Consider the following 15,179-nt stretch of genomic DNA (forward strand, 5'->3'; position numbering starts at 1 on the left):
CACCCCGCATGTCCGAAAACCTGCTGGAACCCGCGCCGGCGCCCACGGGATCCTCCCCGGCCCGGCCGGAGGATGTGCCGGAGAAGTTCTGGGACGCCGAGACCCAGTCGCTGCGCGTCGACGCGCTGCTGAAATCCTACCGCGAGCTGGAGAAGCGCCTCTCCCAGCGCGCCATGCCGCCGGCCGAGGACGCGCCGGAGGAGGAGCGCGCCCGCTTCCTGCGCGCCCTCGGCGTGCCGGAGACGCCGGAGGAGTATGCCATCGAGCCGCGCCACGAGATGTGCGGCCCGGACGCGGCGGTGAACGCCCGGCTGCACGCGGCCGGCTTCACCTGCCAGCAGGTGCAGCTGGTCTATGACCTCGCGGCCGAGCGGCTGCTGCCGCTGATCGCCGAGGCCGCCGCCGATTACGAGGCGCAGAAGCAGCGCGCGAAGCTGGCGCAGGAATTCGGCGGCGAGGAGGCCTTCCAGCGCCTGGCGCCGCAGATCGCCGCCTGGGGCCGCGCCAACCTCGCGCCGCCGGTGTTCGAGGCGCTCTCCACCACTGCGGAAGGCGTGCTCGCCCTGCACCGCATGATGGCGAAGGGCGAGCCCAGCCTGGTGCGCGACGCCGAGCCCGCCGAGCAGCTCGACGAGCAGGCGCTGCGCCGGATGATGCGCGACCCGCGCTACTGGCGCTCGCGCGAGCCGGAATACGTCAAGCGCGTGACGGACGGCTTCCGGCGCCTGTTCGGCCAGGGCTGAGGCCCGCCCGGCCCGGCCCCGCCTGCGGTCCTGGCCACCCCGACCCCTTTCCGCCGCCGCGCAACCCGGCCTTCCGCCGGGTGCGGTGGCATGCCCGCCCCACCGGCCCCGCGAGGCCAACCGGGGGGCGGGCGCGTGCCCATCCCATTCTCCGCCCATGCTGAAGGAACACGGTATGTCCGCTTCCATCGACCAGGTCTTCGCGAAGCAGTTCCAGTCCGAGGTGCACGACGCCTATCAGCGCCAGGGCAGCAAGCTGCGCCCGACCGTGCGCAGCAAGGGCGGCGTGCGCGGCGCCTCCACCGTCTTCCCCGTGGTGGGCCACGGCACCGCGGCGGCCAAGGCGCGCAACGGCGCCGTGCCGGTGATGAACCTGGCCCATTCCAACGTCGAGTGCTTCCTGCAGGACTACTATGCCGGCGAGTGGATCGACCGGCTCGATGAGCTGAAGACCAACATCGACGAGCGCCAGGTGGTGGCCAATGCCGGCGCCTACGCGCTCGGCCGCAAGACCGACGAGCTGATCATCGCGGCGCTCGACACCGCCACCAACGAGGCGGTGGGCACCGCCGCCGGCACCACCGACACCGATGGCCTGACCCGCGCGAAGGTGCTGAAGGCCTTCGAGATGCTCGGCGCGGCCGACGTGCCGGATGATGGCAACCGCTTCGCCATCGTCGGCTGGAAGCAGTGGAGCGAGCTGCTGCAGATCGAGGAGTTCGCCAACAGCAACTATGTGGGCGATGCCGACCTGCCCTGGAAGGGCACGCAGGTAAAGCGCTGGCTGGGCGCGACCTGGATGCCGCATTCCGGCCTGACCAAGAGCGGCAGCCTGCGCTTCTGCTACTTCTACCACAAGACCGCGATCGGCCACGCCGTGGCGCAGGAGGTCTCGACCGACATCACCTGGCATGGCGACCGCGCGGCCTACTTCGTCAACAACATGATGAGCCAGGGCGCGGTGCTGATCGACCAGGCCGGCGTGGTGCGCATGCGCACCGCCGAGTGAGGCGCGTGGGGCCGGGGGGAGAAGCCTCCCGGCCCCTGATCCTTTTTCCCTGACGAAGGAGTTTCGCGATGGCGCTGTCCGCGCTCGTCCTCTGCTCGCGTGCCCTGCTGAAGATTGGCGCGCAGCCTGTCGCCTCCCTCGACGAGGGCACCGCCGAGGCGGAGGTGGCGGCGAATTTGTATCCGGCGATCCGCGACGCGCTGCTCTCGGCGCATCCCTGGAGCTTCGCGACGGGGCAGATGGCGCTGCCGCGCCTCGTGGCCGTGCCCTACGCCGATTACGCCCACGCCTACCAGCTCCCCGCCGACTTCCTGCGCATCCTGTCCGCCGGCGGCGCCGGCGCGGGGCGCGGCATCGACTACCGCATCCATGAGCACCGCCTGCACACCGATGCCGCGGCGGTGACGCTGACCTACCTGTTCCGCCCCGACGAGAGCGCCTTCCCGGCCTTCTTCGCCAATGCGCTGGTGGCGCGGCTGGCGGCGGAGTTCTGCATCCCGCTTACCGAGAGCGGCAGCCGCGCCGAGATGCTGCAGCGCCTGGCCGAGCACGAGACGCGCCAGGCCCGGCTGATCGACAGCCAGCAGCAGACGGTGCGCGCGATCGAGGATTTTCCGCTGATTTCCGCGAGGGGGTGAGAGCATGGCCGCCGGCCGCAGCACCAAGACCAGCTTCACCGCGGGCGAACTCGGCGACCAGCTGCTGGGCCGGGGCGATCTGCGCGCCTTCGAGAACGGCGCGCGCCGCCTGCGCAACGTGTTCATCCAGCCCACCGGCGGCGTGACGCGCCGGCCCGGCCTGCGCCATGTGGCGACGCTGCCCGGCGCCGCGCGGCTGATCGCCTTCGAGTTCAACACGGAGCAGAGCTACCTGCTGGCGCTGACGCATCAGCGCCTCGACGTCTATCTGGGCGACCTGCTGGTGGCGACGCTGGCGGCGCCCTGGACCGGCGCGATGCTGGACCAGATCGCCCACACCCAGAGCGCCGACACGCTGCTGCTGCTGCATCCCGCGATGCCGCCGCAGCGCGTGACGCGCAGCAGCCACACGAGCTGGAATTTCGGCGGCTGGAACTGGATCGCCGCGCCGTTCTTCCGCTTCGCCGACCCTGGCGTGACGATGACGCCGGGCGGCACCACCGGCAGCGTGACGCTGACGGCGAGCGCACCCTTCTTCGAGGCCGGCCATGCCGGCTCGCAACTCCGCATCGGCGGCCGGCGCGTGACGGTAACGGCGGTGGCCTCGGCCACCAGCGCCACCGCGCAGGTTGTGGAGACGCTGGCCGCGGCCGCGGCCACGCAGGACTGGGACGAGGCCGCCTTCAGCAGCGTGCGCGGCTGGCCGGCGACGGCCTGCTTCCACCAGGACCGCCTGGTGCTGGGCGGCTCGCGCGACCTGCCGAACCGGCTCTGGCTCTCCCGCTCGGGCGACCTGTTCAACTTCGACCTCGGCACCGGGCTGGATGACCAGGCGATCGAGTTCGGCCTGCTGTCGGACCAGGTGAACGCCATCCGCGCGGTGTTCTCGGGGCGGCACCTGCAGGTCTTCACCTCGGGCGCCGAATGGATGGTGACGGGCGATCCGATGACGCCGGCCTCGATCCAGCTGCACCGGCAGACGCGCATCGGCATGCCGAACAGCCGCATCCTGCCGCCCGTCGATGTCGATGGCAGCACCATCTTCGTCGCCCGCTCCGGCCAGGCGGTGCATGAATTCGCCTATACCGACGTGCAGCAGGCCTACCAAGCGAGCGACTTGGCGATGATGGCGCGCCACCTGGTGCAGGACCCGGTCTCGCTGGCCTACGACCAGACGCGCCGCCTGCTGCATGTGGCGATGGCCGATGGCAGCCTCTCCACCCTGACGCTCTACCGCGCCGAGCAGGTGACGGCCTGGACGCGGCAGGAGACGGAGGGTGCCTTCCGCGCCCTGGCCGAGATCGACGGCGTGGTGTGGTGCGCCGTGGAGCGCGCCGGCACGGTGCGGCTGGAGCGCTTCGACGATGCGCTCGCCGTCGATGCCGGGCTGACCGGCAGCGCCGACACGCCGAAGGCGCACTGGACGGGCCTCGGCCACCTCCAGGGCCGCGCCGTGCAGGTGGTGGCCGATGGCGCGCCGCACGGCACCTTCACCGTGCTGTCCGGCGGCGTGACGCTCGACGAGCCGGCCGGCGCGGTGCAGGTCGGCCTCGGCTTCAGCCATGTGATCGAGCCGCTGCCGCCGCAATTGCTGAGCGCCGGCGGCAGCCGCAGCGGCCCGTTGCGGCTGGTGGCCGCCAGCTTCCGCGTGCTGGAGACGGCGGCGCTCTCGGTCGATCTCGGCCGCGGCGCGCAGCCCGTGCCGTTCCGCCGGCTGGACACGGCGCTGCTCGATGCCGCGCCGCTCCGCTTCACCGGCGACGTGACGCTGCGCGCCTTCGGCTGGCGGCGCGACACGATGCGGCCGCTCTGGCGCATCGAGGGCGACACGCCGCTGCCGCTGACCCTGCTTTCCGTCACCATCGAGACGAGGATGACCGACTGATGGCCCAGCTTGCCCCCATCGCCACGCTCGTCGGCACGGGTGCCTCGCTCTACGGCACGGTGCGCCAGGGCCAGGCGCAGGCCGCCCAGGCCCGCGCCCAGCAGCAGCAGGAGGCCGCCAGCCTCGCCGCGCGCCAGCAGCAGATCGCCGCCCAGCAGGAGGCGGATGCGCGCGCGCGGCAGGACCGGCTGGAGCGCACCGTGGCCTCCACCCGCGCGCGCCTCGCAGCGGCCGGTGTCAGCCCGGACCAGGGCTCTGCCGCCGCCATCACCACCGGGCTGGAGCAGGATGCCGCGGAGACGGCGCAGGGCAGCCAGGAGGCGGCCGCCGCGCGCATGGCGGCGGGCCGCAGCTCGCTGCTGCGCGAGGATGGCTCGCTGACCACCTGGCTGCGCGCCGGCTCCAGCTTCGGCGGGGCGCTGCGCTCGCTGCTGGACTAGCGCGGCCCGACGGGCACGTCCGCGGCCGGCGGCCGCTCCATCCCACCATCCGCATGAGAGATCCGCATGGCCGAGCATATCCGCATCGGCGACATCACGCCGCGTGTGCATTACGCGGCGGATGGCGCGCTGACCACCTTCGTCTATCCCTTTCCCATCTTTGAAGCCGGGGACCTGGAAGTTCGCGTCGATGGCCTCGTGCAGTCCGGTGGCTACGCGGTGCAGGGCGCCGGCGCCTCGGAAGGCGGCACGGTGGTGTTCGACGCGCCGCCCGGTGCCGGGCGGCAGGTGCTGCTGCGGCGCGTGCTGCCGATCGAGCGCGTCACCGACTTCCAGCCGAACGGCGTGCTGCGCGCCAAGGTGCTGAACGACGAGCTGGACCGGCAGACCGCGATCCTGCAGGGCCTGCGCGACGAGATCGCCAACACGGTGCGCACGGGGCCGGGCGACCTGCCGGCGCAGCTCGTGCTGCCCGGCCGTGGCGGCCGCGCCAACCGGCTGCTCGGCTTCGACAGCCTGGGCAACGTCACCGCCGTGCCGCGCGATCCGGTGCTGGAGGCGCCGTTCGAGGGCGCCATTCCACGCACCGTCGAGGACAAGCTGGCCGAGCGGCTGACCGCGCGCGACTTCGGTGCGGCCGGCGACGGGATCAGCGATGACGGCCCCGCCCTGCAGGCGGCGATGAACGCCGCCGCCGCCGCCGGGAAGCTGCTGGAGATCGGCGAGGGCAGCCACCGCACCAGCATGCCGCTGGTGCTGCCGGGCGCCGCCGCCGGGCTGATCATGCGCGGCAGCATCGTCTATGCCGGGCTCGGCGGCGAGCCGGCGCTGACCATCGGCGACGGCGCCGCGACGCGCAACCAGGCGAAGCTCTACCAAGGGCTGCGCGTGCTGCGGGCCAGCCTCTCCGACTGGGCCAGCGAGGCGGATATCGGCCTGCTGCTGCGCAACCTCGATGCCTGCCTCGTCGAGATCCGCCAGGTGGAGGGCTTCACCATCGGCGTCCGCACGCTGGGCGACGAGCTGGGCTTCGAGGACAGCACGCTGCATCTCGGCCGGCTGGTGAACAACCGCATCGGCCTCGACATCCGCACCAGCAGCGCCGCCGCCTGGAACAATTCCATCCGCTACGTCGGCGGCCACTTCGCCAACAGCGGCAGCGTGCATCCGGAGATCTCGCGCTTCGGCGTGCGCTTCTCCTGCGCGCCCGGAGCCTATCCGCGGCACAATGCGCACACCTTCTACGGCCCCGCCTTCGAGCTGCAGCGCCAGGGGACGCCCGGCACGGTGGACGCCATCCCCTTCCTGCTGGAGGCGGGGGACGAGCGCGGCATCGTCGCGCGCAATGTTCGCATGGAGCAGTGCAGCCCGTATGTGGCGCGGCATGCCGGTGGCGCCAATGACTGCCTCTACGAGGTGGCCTATGCCGGCACCTACGCCTTCACCGGCGCCGCCATCGACTACACCGCGGCGGCCACGCGCGCCGGCGGCACGGTGGTGGCGCTGCACCAGGCGACGGCGGCGCATGGCGCCCCCCGCCTGGTGGCGGCGGCGGAGAATGTGCGGCGCCGTGCCTTCCGCCAGACGATCGACACCGCGGATGGCGTGGGGTTCGAGCAGATGGCGGTGCTGTCCGGCAACCCCGCCGGCCCGCCCGCCACGCTGTCCGGCTTCGCCTTCGCCGGCCTTTCGCAGATCACGCTGAATTCGGACAGCGTCGGCCTCCCGACCAGCCGCGCTCTCGCCTTCATCGTCGATTGCGGGGAGTGCAAGGAGTTCTTCCTCGCCGCCGAGGGCAGCGAGCTGCGCCCGGTGGTGATGCAGTTCGACGCCGGCGAGGCGGTGCTGGGCGAGGCGAGCCGCGTCATGCTCTCCAACATGAACACGCTGTGGTCTGGCAGCCCGAGCCATTTCTGGGAGGGCAACGCCGATCTCGACAGCCTGGTGGGGGGCTTCCCGATCAACCGTCTGCAGCGCGTCACGCTGCACGCCAATGCGCGCTACGCCGCCATCGGCGTGCGCGGCGGCTCCGCCGGCGCGGTGCTGAAGGCGCTGCGGCTCTATTGCTCGCCGCTGCATTCGCCCGCGCTGGTCTATGGCGGCGGCCGCAGATGGGGCGTGCGCGAGTACACCGGCAGCCTCGATTTCGATCTGGGGAACCTCGCCGCCGGCGCCACCGCCACGCAGGTGGTGCCGGTGCCCGGCGTGGTCGGCGGCGACTTCGTGCAGGCCAGCTACACCGCCCTCTCGGCCTTCGTCGAGACGGTGCCGACCATCACCACCTCGGCCACGGCCGGCGCGCCAGGCACGGTGACGGTGCAGTTCCGCAACCGCCATGCCTCCACGGCCATCGACCTGGCGGCCGGCACGCTGTTCGTGCGCGCCGTGAAGCCGCGCCTGTGAGCCGCACCGAACTTGTCGCGGAGGAATTGCAGCGTGCCATCCGGCATGTGGTGGACGACTACAACGCCTTCGTGGTGCGCGGGCCCGTGCCCGGCACGCATGACGATGCCAAGGCCTTCGCCGCGCACCATGCCGCGGCGAAGGCCGCCCTGACGCATCTGGAGCACCTGATGAAGCTCGCCCGCGCGGCCTGCGCGAGCGGGGAGGAGCAGGGCATGGCGCATGCCGTGGCCCTGCTGCGCCAGGCGCGCGGCGCCCTGGCCGATGCCTCTCTGGAGGCCGAGGAGGAGAGCGACACCGATGACGGAGCCGCCGGTTGAGCTGATCGAGTTCGTCTGGGTCTGGAACATCGAGGCGGGGCAGGGCACGCCCGCCGTGCACCGGCGCATCCTGCGCTGGCTGGCGGGCCGCCGCGCGGCCGGCGACAACCGGCTGCTGCTGATGGCCTTCCGCGGCTGCGGCAAGTCCACGCTGGTCGGCCTCTACTGCGCCTGGCTGCTGGCGCGCTGGCCGGAGACGCGGATCCTGGTGCTGGCGGCCGACCACCCGCTGGCCACCAAGATGGTGGCCACGGTGCGGCGCATCATCGAGCGGCACCCGCTCTGCCGCCACCTGCTGCCGGACGCGCCGGAGGCCTGGGCGTCGGACCGCTTCACCGTCCGCCGCGCCGGCGCGCTGCGCGACCCCTCGATGCTGGCCGCCGGCCTCGGCGGCAACATCACCGGCACCCGCGCCGACGTCATCATCTGCGACGATGTCGAGGTGGCCGGCAATTGCGACACGCCGGGCAAGCGCGCCGAGCTGCGCGAGCGGCTGGCGGAGACGGAGTTCATCCTGACGCCGGGCGGCACGATCCTCTATGTCGGCACGCCGCACTGTGCGGAAAGCCTCTACGTGCCGCCGGGCACGGAGGGCGCCTATCTCGCCGGCTACCGCCGCCTGGTGGTGCCGCTGCTCGACGCTGCCGGCGGCAGCGCCTGGCCCGAGCGCTTCCCCGTGCCGGCGGTGGAGCAGCTGCGCGACCGCGTCGGCCCGCTGCACTTCACCCGCCAGATGCTGCTGCGCGCCGTCTCGGCGGGAGCGGCGCGGTTCGACCCGGCGCAGATCATCCGCTACGCCGAGGAGATCGACTACCGCGAGGCGCTGGGGCGGCCGGTGCTCAGCCTGCTCGGCCGCCGCATGGTCTCGGGCGGCGGCTTCTGGGACCCCGCCTATGGCCGCCCCGGCCGGGGCGACGGCAGCGTGCTGGCGGCCTGTTTCGCCGATGCGGAGGGCAACCACTACCTGCACCGCCTGGCCTACCTGACGCACGATCCGGATTCACCGGAGGACCCGGCCACCCAGCAATGCCGGCAGGTGGCGCGTCTCGCCGGCGAGCTGATGCTGCCGGTGCTGCGGGTGGAGACGAACGGCATCGGCCGCTTCCTGCCCAGCCTGCTGCGGCGGGAACTGGCGCGTGCCGGCGCCGCCTGCGCCGTGGTCGAGCAGCACAGCCACCGCCCGAAGCAGGAGCGCATCCTGGCGGCGCTGGACCCGGTGCTGGCGGGGCGGCGCCTGCACGCCCACAGCCAGGTGTTCCGCACGCCCTTCGCCGCCGAGCTGGCGGAATGGAAGCCGGACACGCCCGGCACGCGCGACGACGCGCTCGATGCGCTCTCCGGCTGCCTGCTGGCCGAGCCGGTGCGCCTGCCGGGATTGCCGCCCGCGCCGCGGCCGCCTGGATGGCGCGGCATGGCGGCGCAATAAAAAAATTGCCATTCGAATTCACTTTTTGTTGATAATAGCCCGAATGGCCCGTAAGGTTCCTCCGTCAGCGCCGCAATTGCGCCTTGGCTCAGGCAGCCCGCCGGGTTTTCAGCACGTCCGCCGCATGCCGCGCTTCCCCCTCGGCCGTCAGCCGGAAGCGCCCATCCGCGCGTGGCGCGGCGAGGCCCATGCCGGCCAGCCGTTGCAGGCAGGGGCCATCCTTCAACCCATCGGGCCGGCCCAGCGGGCCCGCCAGGCGCAGCCTGTGCAGCGCCGAGCGGCAGCAGGTCTCGAGATACGGCTCGTTCCACATCGTTCCATCGCAACCGTCACGGCAGGCGTCGGTGCCCCCTTCCCGGAGGGTGGCGCCGGCGCCTGTGGTGTTCAAGAAGGCCAAGGAGGGCCGGATGAACCCGCTTGATCTGGAACCCCAGACGCTGGCCACCGTCGCCCAGGCCCCGATCCTGGTGCTGCTCGCCTGGATGCTGCGCGGCTTGCGCCGTGGCGCGGACGAGCGCTGCGGCGAGGAGGCGCCGCGGGCCGACTACGATGCGCTCGCGCGCACGCGGGACGAGCTCGCCGCCTTCAAGCTGGAGGTGGCGCGCACCTATGTGCCGCTGTCGCTGATCCGCGATGTCGACCAGCGCCTCAGCCGGCAATTGCTGCGCATCGAGGAGAAGCTCGATGCGGCCACCCGAGCCGCCACGGCTGCTGCGGCCCTGCAATCCGCCCAGCGTGGCTGGCGCTCCGAAGACCGCAGCTGAGAGAGCCCCTCACATGAGCATCGCCCTGTCCCGCACCATCGACGTGCTGACCCTGCCGGCCCAGGACATCCTGGCCATGACCCTCTGGGCCGAGGCCGGCACCCGCCCGGTCCGCGCCATCGAGGCGCTGGCCGCGACCATCATGAACCGCGTCCGCCTGGCCGAGAGCGGCGCGGTGACGCATTGGGGCCAGGGGCTGTCGGCCATCTGCCGCGCGCCCTTCCAGTTCTCCTGCTGGAACCGCAACCACCTGCGCCATGCGCTGATGCTGGCCATCCCGCCGGGCGACCCGGCCTATGCCATCTGCCGCCGCATCGCCGTGCGCGCCGCCTCCGGCGCCCTGGCGGACTCCACCGGCGGCGCCACCCACGCGCATGACGTGGACGAGCTGCCGCCCTGGGCGGTCGGCGTGCCGCCGCTGGCCGAGATCGGCTGCATGCTGTTCTACCGCGTCGAGCCCCGCTAAACGGAGGGGATGGAGCCCCTCATCTACACCATGGTCCGCGACGCGGACTGGCGCGAGGCACGCGCCGCCGGCCAGTATCGCGGCAGCGCCGAGGATGCGCGGGATGGTTTCCTGCACTTCTCGACCGCGGCCCAGCTCCGCGCCAGCGCCGCGAAGCACCGCGCCGGCCAGCCCGACCTCTGGCTGGTCGCCGCGGATGCGGCGGCGCTGGGCGTGGCGCTGCGCTGGGAGCCGGCCAGCGGCGGCAAGCGCCCTGGCCTGTTCCCGCATCTCTACGGCCCGCTGCCCCTGGCGGCGGTGCGCTGGTCGATGCCGCTGCCCCTCGGGCCGGACGGCCTGCACCGCTTCCCCGAGGACATTCCCTGAGACTTGGCCCTGAGACTTGGCCCTGAGACTTGGCCCTGGGACTTGGTCCTGAAGTTCGGCCTTCACTCGACCCGCAGCGCCGCGCGCAGCTCCGCCGCGCCGGCCGGGTCGCACAGCCCCTGCAGCCGCCCCGCCGCCAGCCGCGCATAGCGCAGCAGCAGCGCCTTGCGCCGCGCCGGGGCCAGCCGGTGCTCCGCCGGCTGCCGCAGGATGGCCGCCTCTCCCCCCTCCGCCACGATCAGCCCGACATCCTCCGGCAGCAATTCCTGCGGGAAATCGAGATCCACCGCGAAGAACAGCCGGTCGCACCATTCCCGGTACTCGTGCCATTTGCCGTCGCTGAGGAAGTCGCGCGCGCAGCTCTTCACCTCGATGGCGGTGAAGCCGCCATCCGGCTCCAGCGCCAGGATGTCGAGCCGCCGGCCGGTGGGCAGCGGCACCTCCAGCACCGGCGCCCAGCCCAGCCGGCCGCAGAGCCGCGCCGCCGCGCGGCACACCGTCAAGGTCCGCTCCGGAATGGAGGGAAGGGGGGAGATCTCGGCCATCCCGCCCATGTTCGCTCTCCGTTCCCTCCCGCGTCAAGCCGTGCCGGCCTAGTGTGGGCCGATGGGTGCTGAACCGCCGTTCTGGAAGACCAAGACGCTGCCGGCGATGAGCCGGTCCGAGTGGGAAAGCCTGTGCGATGGCTGCGGCCGCTGCTGCCTGCACAAGCTGCGTGACGAGGACACGGAGGCGCTGGTCTGGACCAACGTGGCCTGCCGCCTGCTCGACACCGGGAGCTGCCGCTGCCGCGACTACCCCAACCGCCGCGAGCATGTGCCCGACTGCGTGAAGCTGACGCCGAAGCGCCTGGCGAAGATCGACTGGCTGCCGCCCTCCTGCGCCTACCGGCTGGTGGCGGAGGGGAAGGATTTGCCCTGGTGGCACCCGCTGGTCTCCGGCGACCCCGAGACGGTGCACCGCGCCGGCGCCTCGGTGCGTGGCCGCGCCGTGCCGGAGCGCGCGGCGCGCGACCTGGAGGACCATGCGGCGGACTGGCCCGGCGAGTGGCCCGGCGAGGAACCGGGGCCGGAGACGCCCGGCGCCCCGCCGCGGAAGCCCGGGCGATGAGCCAGGCCAAGTCCCTCCCGGCCCGGGCGGACCGTCTGCCCGGCGCCGTGTTTCGCCGTAGCCGATTTGCGTCCCCACCCAGGAAAGGTCCCCGCCATGAATGAGCCGCTGCGCTGCCGCCCGCCCGCCACCGCCACCGTGCAGATCGACAACGATGATCTGCGGGTCACCCGCTGGGATTTTCCGGTGGGGGCGGAGACGGGCTGGCACCGGCATGGCTGGAAATACGTGGTGGTGCCGGTCTCCGCCGGCACCATGCTGCTGGAGCTGCCGGGCGGGCAGACCGCCGATGTCAGCCTGACCCCCGGCACCTCCTATGAGCGGCCCGCCGGCGTCGAGCACAATGTCGTGAATTCCGGCTCCGCGGCTTTCAGCTTCGTCGAGATCGAGCTGAAGGGGTTTCCCGGCTAAGGTCGCGCTTCGGGCTTCCCTTTTTCCCACGAATCCGGCAGGAGCGTGCGATGCGCCCCTCCGCCGTTGAGGTCGCGCTCCGGTACCGCGCCGCAGGCGCCGTCCTTGTTTTTCCGCCCGCCCGGCCCCTCATCTGGCGACAGGTGTCATGCGGTCTGCCCAGGGATTCTTGTCCATTGCGCTCTGCCTTCGCTCCCACGGAATTTGAGGCATGGCTGGAGGCTGCGCCGCATCCCTACGTGGTGATGGATGCCCGCTTCGTCCTCGTCTGGGCCAACCGCGCCTATCTCCGTGTCACCGAGCGGCAGGCGGAGGACATCCTCGGCCGCAACATCTTCGATGCCTTCCCCTCCGGCCCGCACGATCCGAACGGGGAGGGTGCGCGGCAGCTCCGCAAGTCGCTGCAGACGGTGCTGCAGACCCGCGTGCAACACACCCTGGCGCTGATCCGCTACGCCATTCCCCGCACGGACAACAACAGCGGCACGCTGTTCGAGGAGCGCTTCTGGAGCGCCACGCACACCCCGATCCTCGATGCGGATGGCGAGGTCCGCTACATCCTGCAGCAGACCGACGACGTGACCGAGATCCAGGCGCTGCGCCGCCGGGTCCACATGAGCTCCGAGCAGGGCGAGGCCGGCCTGGATGCGGAGGCCTCGCTGGAGGGCGCCGTGTTCCGCCGGGCGCAGGAGGTGCAGGCGGCGAACTGGGCGCTGGATGCCGAGCGGACGCAGCTGCGCCGCCTCGTCGAGCAGGCCCCCGCCTTCGCCGCCTTCCTGCGCGGGCCGGACCATACCTTCGAGATCGCCAACGAGGCCTATCTCAGCCTGGTCGGGCATGACGACATCCTCGGCAAGCCGGTGCGCCATGCCCTGCCGGAACTGAGCGGGCAGCCCTTCTTCGGGATACTCGACGAGGTCTACGCCACCGGCCGCGCCTTCAACGGCCGTTCCATGCCCGCCTCCCTGCGCCAGCTCGGCGGCGCCGAGATCGTCGAGCGCTTCCTCGACTTCGTCTTCCAGCCGATCCTCGACAGTGACGGCCAGGTGTCCGGCATCTTCGTGCTGGGCTACGACATCACCGAGCAGAAGCGCGTCGCGGACGAGCTGGAACTCTACAAGAACCAGCTCGAGGAGATGGTGCGCGTGCGCACCCGCGCGCTGGAGGAGAGCGAGGCCGAGCGCCGCCGCACCGAGGCCGCGCTGCGCCAGAGCCAGAAGATGGAGGCCATCGGCCAGCTCACCGGCGGCGTGGCGCACGACTTCAACAACCTGCTGCAGATCCTCAGCGGCAACCTGCAGATGCTGCAACGGGCCCAGCTTTCCGCCGGCGACCTGCGCCGGCTGGATGCGGCGCTGGGCGCGGTGGACCGTGGCGCCAAGCTGTCCTCGCAGCTTCTCGCCTTCGCCCGCCGCCAGCCGCTGGAGCCCCGCCCGGTCAACCTGGGCCGGCTGGTGCGCGAGATGGACGACCTGCTGCGCCGCGCCCTGGGCGAGGCGATCGAGCTGGAGACCGTCATCGCCGGCGGGCTGTGGAACACCCTGGCCGATCCGGACCAGGTGCAGAACGCCCTGCTGAACCTGGCGGTGAACGCGCGCGATGCGATGGACGGCACGGGGCGCCTGACCATCGAGGCCGGCAACGCCATGCTGGACGATTTCTACGCCCTGCAGCATGAGGAGGTGAAGGCGGGCCAGTACGTCATGCTCGCCGTCTCCGACACCGGCGCCGGCATTCCGCCCGAGCTGCTGGAAAAGGTGTTCGAGCCCTTCTTCACCACCAAGCGGGAAGGGCGCGGTACCGGCCTCGGCCTCTCCATGGTCTATGGCTTCGTCAAGCAGAGCCAGGGCCACATCAAGATCTATTCCGAGCTGGGCCAGGGCACCACGGTGCGCATCTACCTGCCGCGCAGCCGCGAGGCGGAGGAGGTGCTGCCGCCGCTCACCCTGTCGCCGGTGGAGGGGGGCAGCGAGACCATCCTGGTGGTGGAGGACGACCCGGTGGTGCAGGCGACCGTCGTCGATATGCTGAACGACCTCGGCTACACCGTGCTGCGGGCCTCGGACGGGCAGAGCGCGCTCACCCTGGCGCGCAGCGGCGTCTCCATCGACCTGCTCTTCACCGATGTGGTGATGCCGGGGCCGGTGCGCGCGCCCGACCTGGCGCGGCAGGTGCAGGTCATGCTGCCGCACGCGGCCGTGCTGTTCACCTCGGGCTACACCGAGAACGCCATCGTCCATGGCGGGCGGCTCGACCCGGGCGTCAGCCTGCTCTCCAAGCCCTACCGGCGCGAGGATCTGGCGCGCAAGATCCGCCACACCCTCAACAACCGCCGGCAGGCCCTGGCCGCCGCCGCCTCGCCGCGCGTTCCCGTGCCCGCCTACCGCTCCCCGGCCGAGACCGCCCCGGCCGGCGCCATCCGCGTGCTGCTGGTGGAGGACGACCCGCTGATCCTGATGGACACCGAGGACATGCTCTCCGCCCTCGGCTTCCAGGCGGTGGGCGTGCGGGACGGCCGCGCCGCCCTGCGGGTGCTGGAAAGAGAGGGCTTCGACGTGCTGCTGACCGATATCGGCCTGCCGGGCCTTTCCGGCCCGGATCTGGCGCGGCAGGCGCTGGCGCGCTGGCCGGGGCTGCGCATCGTCTTCGCCTCCGGCTATGGCGGGCAGCAGGCGGCGGCGGGGCTTTCGGGCGCGCTGTTCCTCACCAAGCCCTACGGCATGCGCGATCTCGAGGCGGCCATCCAGCGCGCCGCCGCGGCCTGAGCCTCCTGCCCCGCCATCCGGCCGGCTGGCCGGAGGCGGTGCGGCTGCGCGCCGGCGCGGCCTCGCCCGCCCTGGCCTGCCCGGTGCGCTGGCGCCCGCTGGCGCGCGCCCGGCATGTCTCGCTGCGCATCGACCCGGTGGCGGGGGTGGTGGTCGTTGTCCTGCCGCCGCAGGCGGGCCGCCGGGCGGGGCTGGCGCTGCTGCGGCGGCTCGCTGAATGGGTGGCGCGGGAGGTGGCGGCGGTGGCGCCGCGCCGGCCGCTCGGGCCAGGCGCGCTGGTGCCGCTGGGCGATGTGCCGCACCCCATCCTGCACCGCCCCGGCCACCCCGCCGGCCCGGCCGAGCTGCGCGGCGGCCGCATCCTGGTGGGGGGCGCCGCGGAGGCGCTGCCGCGCCGCGTGCTGGAGCTGCTGCGGGCCGAGGCCGGCCGGCG

16 protein-coding genes and 1 pseudogene are annotated in these 15,179 nt (G+C 72.4%); 15 read left to right on the forward strand and 2 right to left on the reverse strand.

What is annotated here, in order from left to right; all coding sequences use genetic code 11:
- Positions 1-8: 8 nt before the first annotated feature.
- From ACFOY6_RS15610 to terL, 8 genes are all read left to right on the forward strand, one after another.
- Positions 9-743 (forward strand): capsid assembly protein, encoded by a 735-nt coding sequence (locus ACFOY6_RS15610; RefSeq protein WP_379632755.1) that lies wholly within the window; start codon positions 9-11, stop codon positions 741-743.
- 175 nt (positions 744-918) lie between these two features.
- Positions 919-1,752, forward strand: a complete 834-nt coding sequence (locus ACFOY6_RS15615; protein ID WP_109516837.1) for a phage capsid protein — start codon at positions 919-921, stop codon at positions 1,750-1,752.
- Between the two features lie 68 nt (positions 1,753-1,820).
- Entirely contained in the window at positions 1,821-2,390 is a 570-nt protein-coding gene (locus tag ACFOY6_RS15620) for a hypothetical protein (RefSeq protein WP_379651615.1), read from the forward strand.
- Positions 2,391-2,394: 4 nt separating this feature from the next.
- Entirely contained in the window at positions 2,395-4,275 is a 1,881-nt protein-coding gene (locus ACFOY6_RS15625) for a hypothetical protein (RefSeq protein ID WP_379632757.1), read from the forward strand.
- Entirely contained in the window at positions 4,275-4,715 is a 441-nt protein-coding gene (locus tag ACFOY6_RS15630; protein ID WP_109516840.1) for a hypothetical protein, read from the forward strand. The genes ACFOY6_RS15625 and ACFOY6_RS15630 overlap by 1 nt, the downstream gene beginning before the upstream one ends.
- Positions 4,716-4,781: 66 nt before the next feature.
- Positions 4,782-7,118, forward strand: a complete 2,337-nt coding sequence (locus tag ACFOY6_RS15635) for a phage tail fiber protein (RefSeq protein WP_379651616.1) — start codon at positions 4,782-4,784, stop codon at positions 7,116-7,118.
- Positions 7,115-7,438, forward strand: a complete 324-nt coding sequence (locus ACFOY6_RS15640; RefSeq protein ID WP_109516842.1) for a hypothetical protein — start codon at positions 7,115-7,117, stop codon at positions 7,436-7,438. The genes ACFOY6_RS15635 and ACFOY6_RS15640 overlap by 4 nt, the downstream gene beginning before the upstream one ends.
- Positions 7,419-8,864, forward strand: a complete 1,446-nt coding sequence (gene terL, locus ACFOY6_RS15645) for a phage terminase large subunit (RefSeq protein WP_379651617.1) — start codon at positions 7,419-7,421, stop codon at positions 8,862-8,864. Before ACFOY6_RS15640 ends, terL begins: the two co-directional genes overlap by 20 nt.
- An 88-nt stretch (positions 8,865-8,952) precedes the next feature.
- On the opposite strand, the gene ACFOY6_RS15650 is transcribed toward terL, so the two are convergent.
- Positions 8,953-9,177 carry a hypothetical protein gene (locus ACFOY6_RS15650; protein ID WP_379632769.1) on the reverse strand — a complete coding sequence of 75 codons (225 nt, stop codon included), beginning with the start codon at positions 9,175-9,177 and terminating at the stop codon, positions 8,953-8,955.
- Between the two features lie 94 nt (positions 9,178-9,271).
- Between ACFOY6_RS15650 and ACFOY6_RS15655 the strand changes: the two genes are divergently transcribed.
- Genes ACFOY6_RS15655 through ACFOY6_RS15665 form a run of 3 tightly spaced genes read left to right on the forward strand, consistent with a single transcriptional unit; the run spans position 9,272 to position 10,460 of the window.
- Positions 9,272-9,628, forward strand: a complete 357-nt coding sequence (locus ACFOY6_RS15655; RefSeq protein ID WP_146201867.1) for a hypothetical protein — start codon at positions 9,272-9,274, stop codon at positions 9,626-9,628.
- Between the two features lie 13 nt (positions 9,629-9,641).
- Entirely contained in the window at positions 9,642-10,094 is a 453-nt protein-coding gene (locus ACFOY6_RS15660; RefSeq protein WP_379632773.1) for a cell wall hydrolase, read from the forward strand.
- Between the two features lie 9 nt (positions 10,095-10,103).
- On the forward strand, positions 10,104-10,460 hold the full coding sequence (locus tag ACFOY6_RS15665) for a DUF952 domain-containing protein (RefSeq protein WP_379632775.1): 357 nt from the start codon (positions 10,104-10,106) through the stop codon (positions 10,458-10,460).
- 62 nt (positions 10,461-10,522) lie between these two features.
- On the opposite strand, the gene ACFOY6_RS15670 is transcribed toward ACFOY6_RS15665, so the two are convergent.
- Positions 10,523-11,014: an MmcB family DNA repair protein gene (locus tag ACFOY6_RS15670; RefSeq protein WP_379651618.1), complete on the reverse strand. Its 492-nt coding sequence runs from the start codon at positions 11,012-11,014 to the stop codon at positions 10,523-10,525.
- Positions 11,015-11,066: 52 nt separating this feature from the next.
- Here ACFOY6_RS15670 and ACFOY6_RS15675 point away from each other — a divergent pair, with 52 nt between their 5' ends.
- The 4 genes and pseudogenes from ACFOY6_RS15675 to ACFOY6_RS15690 all read left to right on the forward strand — a co-directional run.
- A complete protein-coding gene (locus ACFOY6_RS15675) occupies positions 11,067-11,570 on the forward strand; it encodes a YcgN family cysteine cluster protein (RefSeq protein ID WP_109516847.1) in 504 nt (167 codons plus the stop codon).
- A gap of 96 nt (positions 11,571-11,666) precedes the next feature.
- Positions 11,667-11,981, forward strand: coding sequence for a cupin domain-containing protein (locus tag ACFOY6_RS15680; protein WP_109516848.1), 315 nt, complete (start codon positions 11,667-11,669; stop codon positions 11,979-11,981).
- 176 nt (positions 11,982-12,157) lie between these two features.
- Complete coding sequence (locus tag ACFOY6_RS15685) at positions 12,158-14,746, forward strand: response regulator (RefSeq protein ID WP_379651619.1); 2,589 nt, start codon at positions 12,158-12,160, stop codon at positions 14,744-14,746.
- 38 nt (positions 14,747-14,784) lie between these two features.
- Positions 14,785-15,179: pseudogene (locus tag ACFOY6_RS15690) on the forward strand (zinc metallopeptidase); the annotation flags it as partial.

The sequence above is a fragment of the Teichococcus aestuarii genome (assembly GCF_042651065.1).
Classification (GTDB): Bacteria; Pseudomonadota; Alphaproteobacteria; order Acetobacterales; family Acetobacteraceae; genus Pseudoroseomonas; species Pseudoroseomonas aestuarii.

Excerpts from the sequence above, each read along its gene's own strand:
- ACFOY6_RS15610 (WP_379632755.1), top strand. The coding sequence starts at position 9 with ATGTCCGAAAACCTGCTGGAACCCGCGCCGGCGCCCACGGGATCCTCC.
- ACFOY6_RS15615 (WP_109516837.1), top strand. The coding sequence starts at position 919 with ATGTCCGCTTCCATCGACCAGGTCTTCGCGAAGCAGTTCCAGTCCGAG.
- ACFOY6_RS15620 (WP_379651615.1), top strand. The coding sequence starts at position 1,821 with ATGGCGCTGTCCGCGCTCGTCCTCTGCTCGCGTGCCCTGCTGAAGATT.
- ACFOY6_RS15625 (WP_379632757.1), top strand. The coding sequence starts at position 2,395 with ATGGCCGCCGGCCGCAGCACCAAGACCAGCTTCACCGCGGGCGAACTC.
- ACFOY6_RS15630 (WP_109516840.1), top strand. The coding sequence starts at position 4,275 with ATGGCCCAGCTTGCCCCCATCGCCACGCTCGTCGGCACGGGTGCCTCG.
- ACFOY6_RS15635 (WP_379651616.1), top strand. The coding sequence starts at position 4,782 with ATGGCCGAGCATATCCGCATCGGCGACATCACGCCGCGTGTGCATTAC.
- terL (WP_379651617.1), top strand. The coding sequence starts at position 7,419 with ATGACGGAGCCGCCGGTTGAGCTGATCGAGTTCGTCTGGGTCTGGAAC.
- ACFOY6_RS15650 (WP_379632769.1), bottom strand. The coding sequence starts at position 9,177 with ATGTGGAACGAGCCGTATCTCGAGACCTGCTGCCGCTCGGCGCTGCAC.
- ACFOY6_RS15655 (WP_146201867.1), top strand. The coding sequence starts at position 9,272 with ATGAACCCGCTTGATCTGGAACCCCAGACGCTGGCCACCGTCGCCCAG.
- ACFOY6_RS15660 (WP_379632773.1), top strand. The coding sequence starts at position 9,642 with ATGAGCATCGCCCTGTCCCGCACCATCGACGTGCTGACCCTGCCGGCC.
- ACFOY6_RS15665 (WP_379632775.1), top strand. The coding sequence starts at position 10,104 with ATGGAGCCCCTCATCTACACCATGGTCCGCGACGCGGACTGGCGCGAG.
- ACFOY6_RS15670 (WP_379651618.1), bottom strand. The coding sequence starts at position 11,014 with ATGGGCGGGATGGCCGAGATCTCCCCCCTTCCCTCCATTCCGGAGCGG.
- ACFOY6_RS15675 (WP_109516847.1), top strand. The coding sequence starts at position 11,067 with ATGGGTGCTGAACCGCCGTTCTGGAAGACCAAGACGCTGCCGGCGATG.
- ACFOY6_RS15680 (WP_109516848.1), top strand. The coding sequence starts at position 11,667 with ATGAATGAGCCGCTGCGCTGCCGCCCGCCCGCCACCGCCACCGTGCAG.